This window comes from Streptomyces sp. NBC_00377 (assembly GCF_036075115.1).
In the GTDB taxonomy this organism is placed as follows: Bacteria; Actinomycetota; Actinomycetes; order Streptomycetales; family Streptomycetaceae; genus Streptomyces.
This window is the reverse complement of sequence record NZ_CP107958.1, coordinates 4,240,493-4,252,679: the sequence shown is the minus strand read 5'-3', so window position 1 is coordinate 4,252,679 and position 12,187 is coordinate 4,240,493. Positions and strand designations below refer to the sequence as shown.

General features: G+C 70.5%; 11 protein-coding genes and 2 pseudogenes. 7 read left to right on the top strand and 6 right to left on the bottom strand.

Annotated features, from left to right (window positions below):
- Positions 1-103 precede the first annotated feature (103 nt).
- On the bottom strand, positions 104-1,039 hold the full coding sequence (locus OHS71_RS19095) for a metallophosphoesterase (RefSeq protein WP_328480578.1): 936 nt from the start codon (positions 1,037-1,039) through the stop codon (positions 104-106).
- A gap of 94 nt (positions 1,040-1,133) precedes the next feature.
- Here OHS71_RS19095 and OHS71_RS19090 point away from each other — a divergent pair, with 94 nt between their 5' ends.
- Positions 1,134-1,598 carry a GatB/YqeY domain-containing protein gene (locus OHS71_RS19090; protein ID WP_328480577.1) on the top strand — a complete coding sequence of 155 codons (465 nt, stop codon included), beginning with the start codon at positions 1,134-1,136 and terminating at the stop codon, positions 1,596-1,598.
- A 511-nt stretch (positions 1,599-2,109) separates the two neighbouring features.
- Here the strand turns inward: OHS71_RS19090 and OHS71_RS19085 are convergent.
- Complete coding sequence (locus OHS71_RS19085; RefSeq protein WP_328480576.1) at positions 2,110-4,392, bottom strand: transglycosylase domain-containing protein; 2,283 nt, start codon at positions 4,390-4,392, stop codon at positions 2,110-2,112.
- 407 nt (positions 4,393-4,799) lie between these two features.
- Between OHS71_RS19085 and wblA the strand changes: the two genes are divergently transcribed.
- Complete coding sequence (gene wblA, locus OHS71_RS19080; RefSeq protein WP_069768403.1) at positions 4,800-5,138, top strand: transcriptional regulator WblA; 339 nt, start codon at positions 4,800-4,802, stop codon at positions 5,136-5,138.
- Positions 5,139-5,152: 14 nt separating this feature from the next.
- Here the strand turns inward: wblA and OHS71_RS19075 are convergent, their stop codons facing one another.
- Positions 5,153-6,583: an ArsA family ATPase gene (locus OHS71_RS19075; protein WP_328480575.1), complete on the bottom strand. Its 1,431-nt coding sequence runs from the start codon at positions 6,581-6,583 to the stop codon at positions 5,153-5,155.
- Positions 6,580-7,557, bottom strand: a complete 978-nt coding sequence (locus tag OHS71_RS19070; protein ID WP_328480574.1) for an ArsA-related P-loop ATPase — start codon at positions 7,555-7,557, stop codon at positions 6,580-6,582. The genes OHS71_RS19075 and OHS71_RS19070 overlap by 4 nt, the downstream gene beginning before the upstream one ends.
- Positions 7,558-7,677: 120 nt before the next feature.
- Between OHS71_RS19070 and OHS71_RS19065 the strand changes: the two genes are divergently transcribed.
- From OHS71_RS19065 to OHS71_RS41350, 5 genes and pseudogenes are all read left to right on the top strand, one after another.
- A complete protein-coding gene (locus OHS71_RS19065) occupies positions 7,678-7,836 on the top strand; it encodes a DUF4177 domain-containing protein (protein ID WP_020129281.1) in 159 nt (52 codons plus the stop codon).
- A complete protein-coding gene (locus OHS71_RS19060; RefSeq protein WP_328480573.1) occupies positions 7,833-8,297 on the top strand; it encodes a RidA family protein in 465 nt (154 codons plus the stop codon). Before OHS71_RS19065 ends, OHS71_RS19060 begins: the two co-directional genes overlap by 4 nt.
- A 152-nt stretch (positions 8,298-8,449) precedes the next feature.
- A complete protein-coding gene (locus tag OHS71_RS19055; protein WP_328480572.1) occupies positions 8,450-9,382 on the top strand; it encodes an NUDIX hydrolase in 933 nt (310 codons plus the stop codon).
- Positions 9,379-9,978: pseudogene (locus OHS71_RS19050) on the top strand (MBL fold metallo-hydrolase); the annotation flags it as partial. The gene OHS71_RS19055 and the pseudogene OHS71_RS19050, both read left to right, overlap by 4 nt.
- Before the next feature lie 93 nt (positions 9,979-10,071).
- Positions 10,072-10,209: pseudogene (locus tag OHS71_RS41350) on the top strand (MBL fold metallo-hydrolase); the annotation flags it as partial.
- Positions 10,210-10,228: 19 nt separating this feature from the next.
- Here OHS71_RS41350 and OHS71_RS19045 read toward each other — a convergent pair.
- Both OHS71_RS19045 and OHS71_RS19040 read right to left on the bottom strand, forming a co-directional pair.
- Positions 10,229-11,056 carry a nucleotidyltransferase domain-containing protein gene (locus OHS71_RS19045; protein WP_328480570.1) on the bottom strand — a complete coding sequence of 276 codons (828 nt, stop codon included), beginning with the start codon at positions 11,054-11,056 and terminating at the stop codon, positions 10,229-10,231.
- A 188-nt stretch (positions 11,057-11,244) separates the two neighbouring features.
- Positions 11,245-11,919 carry a Crp/Fnr family transcriptional regulator gene (locus OHS71_RS19040; protein WP_020129286.1) on the bottom strand — a complete coding sequence of 225 codons (675 nt, stop codon included), beginning with the start codon at positions 11,917-11,919 and terminating at the stop codon, positions 11,245-11,247.
- Positions 11,920-12,187: the final 268 nt, after the last annotated feature.

Genomic DNA, 12,187 nt, shown 5'->3' with positions numbered 1-12,187 from the left:
GGCGATATGGGTGAGCCGTTCGGGTGACGGCCTGGCAGTGACCCCAAGGGCGGCCGGGGTCATGCGCGGGGGCCGACCCGGCCTCCTGCTTCTCCTACTTCCCCTACCTCCCTTGCTCCTTCTCCACCAGCGTCAGCAACGTCACCTCGGGCGGGCACGCGAACCTCACCGGGGTGTAGCGATTCGTTCCGCATCCCGCGGAGACGTGCAGGTAGGACGTGTGGCCCTCCGCCGTGTGCGTCGACAGGCCCTTCACGCGGTCCGCGTCCAGGTCGCAGTTGGTGACCAGGGCGCCGTAGAAGGGGATGCAGAGCTGACCTCCGTGGGTGTGGCCGGCCAGGACGAGGGGGTAGCCGTCCGCCGTGTACGCGTCCAGGACCCGCAGGTAGGGCGCGTGCACGACGCCCATCGAGAAGTCGGACGACGCCGAGGGGCCGCCCGCCACCCGGGCGTAGCGGTCGCGCTTGATGTGCGGGTCGTCCAGGCCGGTCAGCTCGACCGACACGCCCTCGATCTTGAGCATGCCCCGGGTGTTCGTCAGGTTCAGCCAGCCCGCCGCGTCGAAACCCTCGCGGAGGTCCTCCCACGGGTTGTGGATCACGCCGACCACGGGCGGGTTGCCGTTCAGGCCGTGGCGTCCCTGGACCTTCTCGAGGAGGTAGCGAGCGGGGTTGCGCGGCTTCGGGCCGTAGTAGTCGTTCGAGCCGAAGACGTACGCGCCGGGGAACTCCATCAGCGGGCCGAGGGCGTCCAGGACCTCGGGCACGCCCTCCGGGTCGGACAGGTTGTCGCCCGTGTTGATCACGAAGTCGGGACGCAGCCCGGCCAGCGAGCGCAGCCAGCGCTGCTTCTTGCGCTGGCCGCCGACCATGTGGATGTCGGAGACCTGCAACACGCGCAGGGGGCCCATACCGGCGGGGAGGACGGGGACGGTCACCCGTCGCAGGCGGAAGGAGCGGGCTTCGAAACCCGCCGCGTACACCAGGCCGGCGGTGCCGGCCGCCGCAATGGAAAGAGGTACTCCGTATCGCGCGCGCATACGTCCATCGTCTCAGACGCCGCCAACCCCCTTTGCTTCGCCGCCCCTTAAATCAGCGGGCGTACGGCCGCCGACACCTGCGACAATCAAACCCATGACCACGCTCAAGTCGAAGCTGCAGGAAGACCTCAACGCCGCCATCAAGGAGCGCGACGAGCTCCGCTCCTCGACGCTCCGGCTCACACTGACCGCGATCACCAAGGAGGAGGTCGCGGGCAAGGAGAAGCGCCAGCTCTCCGACGACGAGGTCCTCAAGGTGATCACCAAGGAGGCGAAGAAGCGCCGCGAGGCCGCGGACGCCTTCGCGCAGGGTGGTCGGGCCGAGTCGGCCGAGCGGGAGAAGGCGGAGGGCGAGCTGCTCGCCACCTACCTGCCCAAGCAGCTCGGCGAAGAGGAGCTGACCGAGATCGTCGCCCAGGCCGTCGCGGAGGCGAAGGCCGCCGGTGCCGAAGGGCCGCGGGCGATGGGTGCCGTCATGAAGATCGTGAACCCGAAGGTGGCCGGCCTGGCCGAGGGCGGCCGCGTTGCCGCTGTCGTGAAGAAGCTGCTCGCGGGCTGACACCGGTCGCACGCGTGTCGCTGCGGCGACCCCGGCCACCCTCTTTCTCCCGGCCCGCCGACCCTCGGCCACTGCTCCCACGAGCTCCGGCCCCGTATCGGACAAGCACGGCAGCCCCGCAGGCCAGGTACGAGCCCAGCCCCGTACGACGCAGGCCCGAGCTTGCCTTGCGAGGCCGGGCACGAGCCCGCCCCGCAAGGCAAGCGGCACGCGTATGACGAACGGCCCCCACTGTGACGAACGGCCCCTGCTTCTCCGTACGAGATGAACTCCCGTACGGAGAAGCAGGGGCCGTTCGTCGTGTCCTCGTTCTCGGCTCAGCCTCGGCCCGGACGCTCAGCCGCCGTGCCGAACCGGTCATGGGCACGGGCTGACTGACGCACCGGCCGACGGGCTCGCTGGACCGGCAGGCTGGCCGAGCCACTTCGCGCGCCGGCCGACAGTTCGCGGACCCACAGGCTCGCGGACCCCCAGGGCTCGCCGGACCGGCGCGCTCGCCGGCCTGGCGGCCTCAGCCTCGGCCCCCGCCGTTTCCGTTGCCGTTCCCGTTGGTCTGGCCCTGGAAGAAGGTGCCTCCGTCGCCGTTGGTCGCGTTGCCGCCGTTCGTCCCGCCGTTGGTCAGCAGGCCGCTGAGGAAGCCGCCGTCGTTGCCGCCGTTGTTCCCGTTGCCGTCTCCGTTGTCGTCGTCGTTCTTGTCGCCGGGGTCCTTGGCGGGCGGCGGCGGGTTCGGGATGTCGACGAGGTTGAAGGGCGGGGCTTCCTTGCCCTCCAGCGCGCCGGTCATCGCGTCGCGCCAGATCGGGCCGGGGGTGTCGCCGCCGTAGACCTGGGAGTGGTAGACGCCACCGATGGTGATGTTGGTCATCTCCACCTTCTGGGTGGCACTGCCGACCCACACGGCGCCGGCGAGGTTCGGGGTGTAGCCGACGAACCAGGCGTTCTTGCGGGAGTCCGTCGTACCCGTCTTACCGGCGTTGGCGCGGCCGGACAGACCGGCCTGCTGGCCGGTGCCGGAGTCGACCACGCCGCTCAGCAGCGTGTTGACGGTGTCCGCGGTCTTCTCGCTCATCGCGCGCGAGCAGGTCGACTTCGGGACCTCCAGCGACTTCTTCGCGCCGCCCACGGTCTGGGTGATCGACTCGATCGCGACCGGGGTGCAGTACATGCCCCGGCTGGCGAAGGCCGCGTACGCGCTCGCCATCGTCAGGGGGGAGAGGCCGGTGGAGCCGAGGGTCATCGACGAGGGCACCTCGGGGACCTTGTCGCCGTTGCCCTGGACCACGCCGAGCTTGTCCGTCATCTTCACCACGGGGCACATGCCGATGTCGGCGAGCATCTGCACGAAGTAGGTGTTGACGGACAGCTCCATGGCCTTCCTCAGCTGGTACGGCCCCTTCTCGGACTCGCTCTCGTTCTCCAGCTTGTCGTTGCCCTGATTGGTCCACGGCTTGCTGCTGCACGTCTGGACGGTGGCCGGGTACGGCATCTCGTACGGCGCCGGGTAGCTCTGGTTCGGCGGGCGCCCCTCCTCCAGCGCGGCCGCGGCCACGAAGGGCTTGAAGGTCGAGCCGGTCGGGAAGCCGTAGTTCGAGCCGCCCATGGAGGAGTTGACGGAGTAGTTGTACTCGGTCTCGTTCTTGCCGTAGCCGTACGGCTTCGACTGTCCCATGCCGAGGATCTTGCCGGTGCCGGGCTCGACGAGCGTGGCGGCCGCGGCGACCTTGTCCGACTTGTAGACGTGATCCTTGAGCGAGTCCTGGACGGACTTCTGGGCCTGCGGCTGGAGGGTCGTCCGGATGGTCAGGCCGCCCTGGTTCCAGACCTTCGCCCGCTCCTCCTTGGTCTTGCCGAAGACCGGGTCGCTGAGGAAGACGCGCTCCACGTATTTGCAGAAGAAGCTGGCGCCCTTGGCGGCGGTGATGCAGCCGTTCTTCGGCTGCTTGACCTTCAGACCCAGCGGGGCCTGCTGTGCCTTCGCGGCCTCGGCCTCGGAGATGTCCCCGACCTCGGCCATGCGCTTCAGTACCGTGTTGCGGCGCTTGGTGGCCTCGGCCTCGTCGTTGACCGGGTCGTAGCGACTGGGTGACTGGACGATGCCGGCCAGCAGCGCCGCCTGCGGGAGGGTGAGGTCCTTGGCGTGGGTGGAGAAGTAGCGCTGGGCGGCGGCCTCGACGCCGTAGGCCTGCTCACCGAAGAACGTGATGTTCAGGTAGTTCTCGAGGATCTTCTTCTTGCCGAGCTCCTCCTCCACCTGGATCGCGTACTTCAGCTCCTTGATCTTGCGGCCGATGGTCTGCTGGGTGGCCTGCGCGACCTTCGTCGGGTCGTCACCGGCCTCCTCGACGAAGACGTTCTTCACGTACTGCTGGGTGAGCGTCGAGGCGCCCTGGGAGACCCCGCTGCTCTGCACGTTCTTGTTGAGCGCGCGCAGGACCCCCTTGAGGTCGACCGCGCCGTGCTCGTAGAAGCGCGAGTCCTCGATCGCGACGATCGCCTTCTGCATGTACGGCGAGACGTTCTTGAGGTCGACCACGGTGCGGTCCCGTGAGTAGACCGTGGCGATCTGGCCGCCTTCGGCGTCGAGGATCGTGGTGCGCTGGCTCAGCGGCGGTGTCTTCAGGTTGGCCGGGAGTTCATCGAACGACTCCACCGACCCCTTGGCGGCGAGGCCCAGCGCACCGACCGCGGGCAGGGCGATACCTGCCAGCACGGCTCCCGCGAGCACACTGACACCGAGGAACTTTGCGGCCTGCTGCGTTGGCGACAGACCACCGCCCGAGCGCTTCTTTGGCATGAGGGCAGCCTACGTTCTCATTCGCCGGACACGCGTCAATGCCTTGGCCTAAGCTGCTCTCAACTGTCACAGCAGCAGGACTACGTATCAATACGTCCGGCGACCCCGAATCGTTCCGGAGGTTCCCCGACTTTTTTGGTGGGGACGTGTCCGAATCCGCCGCGTGTGTCACCCGGCGTCCGTTGTGACTCAACTGAACTGTCCCGTTCACCGGGAAAGTCGCATATGTCGCGGGCTCACTCCCCCGGGTGATCTGCCGCTTACGCATAGTCCGTTCGGGCCATTCAAGATTGGGCCCGAAGGGGGTGTTGCGCTGTGCCCACCTTCCGTAACGTCCTCAACTGGCGGCGGTGAATATGCCGCTGCCGCCGTGGGGGAGCCTCGATTCGGGAGAGGACGGCGCCGGTATGGGCTGGGTAACCGACTGGAGTGCGCAGGCTGCCTGCCGCACTACCGATCCGGATGAACTGTTCGTTCAGGGAGCAGCGCAGAACAGGGCCAAGGCGGTGTGCACCGGATGCCCGGTACGCACCGAATGCCTGGCCGACGCGCTCGACAACCGCGTCGAGTTCGGCGTGTGGGGAGGCATGACCGAGCGCGAGCGCCGCGCACTGCTGCGCAGGCGGCCGACCGTGACCTCCTGGCGCCGGCTGCTGGAGACGGCGCGTTCGGAGTACGAGCGTGGGGCGGGCATCCTGCCGCTCGACGACGACCAGATGTACGAGAACTACGCGGCGGTGGGCTGAGGGGAACCCTCGGCTCAGGCGTCGGCAGCCTCGGGCAGCTCCGGCCGGTTGGCCGCGAGCCGGTTCCCGATGTCCCGCAGTCCAGTGAGGTCATGCACGTCACCGGGCAGCGCGGCCACTTCGGACACCGCCACCTCGGGGTGGAGCGCCGTGAAGCGGTCACGCGTGCGCTGCTCGCGGGAGAGCAGGTGCATGCGTTCCGCATGCAGCCTCAGCAGGCCTGCGGTGAGATCGTCCACGGTCCGGTCCGCGTCCACGCCGGAGTCCGCGCCTGTGTGCGTGTCGGCGTGCGCTGTCCGGTCCGTGCCGGTGGCCGTGATCCGGCCCGCGTCGGTGGGGGCGCCGCGCTCCGGATCGGTTGCGGGAGATTCTGAACTGCCGTACGTGTCGGGAGAGTTACGAAGTCCAGCTTTCCCGCCGTCCTGATCCACAATGCGGGTCTCTTCAAGATTTTCTGCGGTGTCGGCATCGACGAGGTCGAGGTTCTCCGCGGCGGCGAGCGCCCGCTCGGCGGACAGCTGGGCGGCGCCGCTGCCGTGCACGCGGTTGAGCACCAGGCCGGCCAGCGGCATGTCCTCGGCGGCCAGCCGCTCCACGAAGTACGCGGCCTCCCGCAGCGCGTCCCGCTCGGGAGCCGCCACCACCAGGAACGCCGTGCCGGGCGCCTGGAGCAGCTTGTACGTGGCGTCCGCGCGGGTGCGGAAGCCGCCGAACATCGAGTCCATCGCCGCGACGAACGTCTGCACGTCCTTCAGCAGCTGCCCGCCGAGCAGCTTGCCCAGCACGCCGGTCATCATCGACATTCCGACGTTCAGGAACTTCATCCCCGCGCGTCCGCCGACCTTGGCGGGCGCGAGCAGGAGGCGGATCAGCTTGCCGTCCAGGAACGACCCGAGCCGCTTCGGCGCGTCCAGGAAGTCCAGCGCCGAGCGGGACGGCGGCGTGTCGACGACGATCAGGTCCCACTCGTCACGCGCGCGCAGCTGCCCCAGCTTCTCCATCGCCATGTACTCCTGCGTGCCCGCGAAGCCCGCCGAGAGCGACTGGTAGAACGGGTTGCCCAGGATCGCGGTAGCCCGCTCGGCGTCCGCGTGCGCCTCGACGATCTCGTCGAAGGTGCGCTTCATGTCGAGCATCATGGCGTGCAGTTCGCCGTCCCCCTCGACGCCCTTGACGCGGCGTGGGGTGTTGTCCAGCGAGTCGATGCCCATGGACTGGGCGAGCCGACGCGCCGGGTCGATGGTGAGGACCACCACCTTGCGGCCCCGCTCGGCCGCCCTGAGCCCCAGCGCCGCCGCCGTGGTCGTCTTGCCGACGCCGCCCGAGCCGCAGCACACCACGATGCGGGTCGCCGGGTCGTCGATCAGCGGATCGAGGTCCAGCACGGGCGCGGGGGAGAGACGGCGCCGGGTGCTTCCCTTGTCGTGAGCCTGGTCCGGACTCATGCGATCCCTTGCTTCCGCAGTTCGGTGGCGAGCTGGTACAAACCCGCGAGGTCCATGCCCTCGGCGAGCAACGGCAGTTCGTGCAGCGGCAGATCGAGCTGTCCGAGGACCGCGCGCTGCTCGTGCTCCAGCGCATGCCGCTCGGCGTACTCCTCGGCCTGCTGGAGGAGCGGTTCCACCAGCCGCTCGGCGTGCCCGCCGCGCCGCGCCCCGCCGAGCCCGGCGGCGGACAACGACCGGGCAACTGAGGAACGGGTCACGGTCCGTACGAGTTCCAGCCGGTCCTCGTCCAACACCTCGGGGCGCACCATGTTGACGATGACCCGCCCCACCGGCAGCTTCGCGGCCCGCAACTCGGCGATACCGTCGGCGGTCTCCTGGACGGGCATCTCCTCGAGCAGCGTCACCAGGTGCACGGCCGTCTCCGGGGACTTCAGCACCCTCATGACGGCCTGCGCCTGGTTGTGTATCGGGCCGATCCTGGCCAGCCCGGCGACCTCGTCGTTGACGTTCAGGAAGCGGGTGATACGTCCGGTGGGCGGGGCGTCCATCACGACGTAGTCGTAGACGAACCGCCCGTTCTTGTCCTTGCGTCGTACCGCCTCACACGCCTTGCCGGTGAGGAGTACGTCCCTCAGGCCGGGCGCGACGGTGGTGGCGAAGTCGATGGCGCCGAGCTTCTTCAGGGCCCGTCCGGCGCTTCCCAGCTTGTAGAACATCTGGAGGTAGTCCAGAAGGGCCAGTTCGGGATCGATGGCCAGTGCGTACACCTCACCGCCCCCCGAGGCGACGGCGATCTTGCGTTCCTCATAGGGCAACACCTCCCTCTCGAAGAGCTGGGCGATGCCCTGCCGGCCCTCCACCTCGACGAGAAGCGTCCGCTTCCCCGCCGTGGCGAGGGCGAGCGCTAGTGCCGCGGCGACCGTCGTCTTACCGGTCCCGCCCTTGCCGCTGACGACCTGGAGCCTGCTCACGTCTTCGAGCGTAACCATTCGGCGCCCGAGGCAATCGGGAGACTGTGGACAACGGGGGGCGGTATCGGCCACATGGCCTGTGGAAGAGGCCCTGCGGCAACAGCGGATACAGTCGCCCCCATGACCAAGTGGGAATACGCAACCGTGCCGCTGCTCGTCCATGCCACGAAGCAGATTCTGGACACCTGGGGCGAGGACGGCTGGGAGCTCGTCCAGGTCGTGCCCGGGCCGAACAACCCGGAGCAGCTCGTCGCCTACCTGAAGCGGGCGAAGGCGTGAGCGCGGTCGAGGAGAGGCTCGCGGAGCTGGGTCTGACCCTGCCTGCGGTCGTGCCGCCCCTCGCGGCCTACCAGCCGGCCGTGCAGTCCGGCCCGTACGTGTACACGGCCGGCCAGCTGCCGATGGTGGACGGCAAGCTGCCGATCACCGGCAAGGTCGGCGCCGAGGTCACGCCCGAGGAGGCCAAGGAGCTGGCCCGCACCTGCGCGCTGAACGCCCTGGCCGCCGTCAAGTCGGTCGCCGGTGACCTGGACCGCATCGCGCGCGTGGTGAAGGTAGTCGGCTTCGTGGCCTCGGCCGCGGACTTCACGGGCCAGCCCGCCGTCCTCAACGGCGCGAGCGAACTGCTGGGCGAGGTCCTCGGCGACAAGGGCGTGCACGCGCGGAGCGCGGTGGGTGTCGCGGTGCTGCCGCTGGACGCGCCCGTGGAGGTCGAGATCCAGGTGGAGCTCGTCCCGTAGGAGCCCCTCCCGGACGCGCCTTCGGAAGGCCGCGCAGACGAACCCCGCGGCCGTCCCGGACCCTTCGAGGCGGCCCCGCGGGTGTCCCGTGAATGCGCTCTGACCTCGGCGACCTCTCGAACATTCGCGCGCCACGGGATAGCCTCGCGCCCATGGCGAATGGGCAGTGGTTCCCCCAGGACTGGCCGGAACGCATCCGCGCGCTCGCGGACGGCACCCTGGTCCCGGTCTTCCCCAGGCGGGCGGCCACCGTCATGCTCCTGAAGGACACCGAGGGCGGCCCGGTCGTCCACATGCTGCGCAGACGCGCCTCCATGGCCTTTGCCGGAGGCGCGTACGCCTATCCCGGTGGCGGCGTCGACCCGCGCGACGACGACCGTCACGTCCGCTGGGCGGGCCCCACGCGCGCGTGGTGGGCCGATCGGCTAGGCGTCGACGAGACGGCGGCCCAGGCGATCGTCTGCGCGGCCGTGCGCGAGACGTACGAGGAGGCCGGCGTCCTGCTCGCGGGGACGACGCCCGACTCGGTCGTCAGTGACACCACGGGCGCCGACTGGGAGGCAGACCGGGCCGCGGTGGCCGCCCGTGAACTGTCCTTCGCCGAGTTCCTCGACCGTCGCGGCCTGGTCCTGCGCTCCGACCTCCTCGGCGCCTGGACGCGTTGGATCACCCCCGAGTTCGAGTCCCGCCGTTACGACACATGGTTCTTCGTGGCGGCCCTCCCCGAGGGACAGCGCACCCGCAACGCCTCCACGGAGGCCGACCGCACGGTGTGGATCCGCCCGGCCGACGCGGCGGCCTCGTACGACAAGGGCGAGCTGCTGATGATGCCGCCCACCATCGCGACGCTGCGCCGGCTCGCTCCCTACGCCACGGCCGCCGAGGCGCTCGCGGCGGCCCCCGGCCGCGACCTGACCCCCGTCCTGGCCGAGGCCCGGCTCGAGGACGGCGCGGTCGTGCTGTCGTGGCCGGGGCACGACGAGTTCACCAAACACATCCCGATCGGGAGAACGGGGGCGTCCGGGGCGACCGACGCGACCGGTGGGGCCGAGGCCGTCGGCCCGACGGAAGGCCCCCTCGCATGACCGACGCAGCCGCTCTCCCGGGTCAGCCGCGCGGCGGAGTCCTCTCCGGCCCGGCCACCCCGCGCGCGGTCAACGTCCTCGCGCCGAACGCGTCCGCGATGACCCTGGACGGCACGAACACCTGGATCGTCTCGGAGCCCGACTCCGACCTGGCCGTCGTGATCGACCCGGGCCCGCTGGACGGCGGGCATCTGCGCGCGGTCGTCGACACCGCGGAGCGGGCCGGCCGGCGCGTCGCCCTCACCCTGCTGACGCACGGCCACCCCGACCACGCCGAGGGCGCGGCCCGCTTCGCCGAGCTGACCGGCACGAAGGTGCGGGCGCTGGATCCGGCACTGCGGCTGGGCGAGGAGGGCCTGGCCGCCGGGAACGTGATCACGGTGGGGGGCCTGGAGCTGCGGGTCGTCCCGACGCCCGGCCACACCGCCGACTCCCTCTGCTTCCACCTCCCGGCGGACCGGGCCGTGCTGACCGGCGACACGATCCTGGGCCGCGGCACGACCGTCGTCGCCCACCCGGACGGCCGCCTGGGCGACTACCTGGACACCCTGCGGCGGCTCAGGTCCCTGACGGTCGACGACGGGGTCCACACCGTCCTGCCGGGCCACGGACCGGTTCTGGAGGACGCCCAGGGCGCCGTGGAGTTCTACCTCGCCCACCGCGCCCACCGCCTCGCCCAGGTCGAGACGGCCGTCGAGGACGGCTACCGCACCCCGGCCGAGGTCGTCGCCCGTGTGTACGCAGACGTCGACCGCTCCCTGTGGCCGGCGGCGGAGCTGTCCGTGCGGGCGCAGCTGGAGTACCTCAAGGAGCACGGGCTCATCTAGGAGTCCCGTCCGGGCGCGTCTAGGTGCCCTCCGGCCTGGGGGCCTTCACGCCGTGCACGCGCGCGTACTCCTCGGCGAGCCAGGGGCCGAGGTCGTCGACGTAGGACGAGAGGACGGCGCGGTCGCCCCGCGGCTCGTACCCGAGGACGGCCGCGGCCCGCAGCTGCTCCGCGCGCCGCGGGTAGTAGGCGCCGAAGGCCTCCGCCATCCCGTGCAGGTCGCTCGTCCAGCCGTTCCAGCGGGGCATGACGAGCGTGAAGGCGGTGCGCACGAGGCGGCGGGACATGAACCGGACGAGGGGCCGCAGGGCCTCCTGCGAGTCGCCGGCCGAGGTGACGCGCTCGCGCCAGCGCGGCAGGAGCAGTGCGAGGTCCCCGTTGGTCTCGCGGGCGAGCAGGGAGTCCGGACGGTAGCGGGGGAGCTGCCCGGCGAGATCCTCGCCGAGCAGGGGCGTGCACAGGCAGGCCAGGAACCACCCCAGGTCGTGCCTCTCCAGGTCGCTCAGCACGCGCGCGTGGCCGACCAGCAGAGTCCCGCCGCCGTCGATCTGCGGGAAGTCCTCGTCGAGGGCCTCGTCGAGCGTGCGGCAGGCGGCCCGGTCCGCGTCGGTCGGTTCCTCGCGCAGCACCACCAGGAGGTCCAGATCACTGCGTCCCACGCGCGCGGTGCCGCGCGGGATCGACCCGTAGAGGTACGCGCTGTGCATCCGCGACCCGAAGAGGTCCGGGATCCGGTTGCGGGCCGCTGCGACGACCGGCCGGAAATCGTGCCCCACGCGCGCGAGGGAGCCTTCACGGGCGATGTGGCCCTGAGCATCGAGACCGCGAGAGAGAAGCGTTTCTGCCATGGGGCCACTCTGCTGCCCGTAAGCGGTCCGGCGGACCGTTTTCGGCCGCTGACGGGGCGACGGGCCGCCCGGCGGCCGGGGGCGAGGCTCCCGAGTCCCGAGGCCGGGGCTCAGGGCAGGGGCCTGGGGGCGGTGGCCCCCAGGGACGGTCACACCGACCGGCCTCACCGCTCGACCGTCGTCGGCGCCTAGCGCGACCGCTTGGCCAGTCGCTCCACGTCCAGCAGGATGACCGCCCGCGCCTCCAGGCGCAGCCACCCGCGCTGGGCGAAGTCCGCCAGCGCCTTGTTCACGGTCTCGCGCGACGCGCCGACGAGCTGGGCCAGCTCCTCCTGCGTCAGGTCGTGCACGACGTGGATGCCCTCCTCGGACTGCACGCCGAAGCGGCGCGAGAGGTCCAGCAGGGCGCGGGCCACGCGACCGGGGACGTCCGAGAAGACCAGGTCCGACATGGCGTCGTTGGTCTTGCGCAGGCGCCGGGCGACGGCGCGCAGCAGCGCGGTGGCCACCTCGGGGCGGGCGTTCAGCCAGGGCTGGAGGTCGCCGTGGCCGAGACCGAGGAGCTTGACCTCGGTGAGGGCGGTGGCGGTCGCCGTGCGCGGACCCGGGTCGAAGAGCGACAGCTCTCCGATGAGCTCGCTGGGGCCCACCACGGCCAGCATGTTCTCCCGGCCGTCCGGGGAGGTGCGGTGGAGCTTGACCTTGCCTTCGGTGACGACGTAGAGCCGGTCGCCCGGATCGCCCTCGTGGAAGAGGGAGTCGCCACGGGCCAGGGTCACCTCGCTCATGGAGGCGCGCAGTTCCGCGGCCTGCTCGTCGTCGAGAGCCGCGAAGAGCGGGTTGCGCCGCAGAACGTCGTCCACGAGTTCTCTCCTTGTCGACCTGCTCAGGGGATCTTGCTCCCCGCTTACCAGGGGACCGTGTTCCCCATTTTGCTGGAAGGTCCAAACAGTGTGATCTGTCACAAGGATGCCGCACACATGTCCCGGGGTAAGCGGCAGGGGTCCAATTGGGGGCTGATCTTCAGGGCCCGGGGCGGATGTCGGCGGCGGGCTTTAGGCTGGCCGAGTGTCCAATTCGCCGGTGAGAGCACAGGCCAAGGGGGCTGGGCGGGTGGTTGTACGTCGCGTT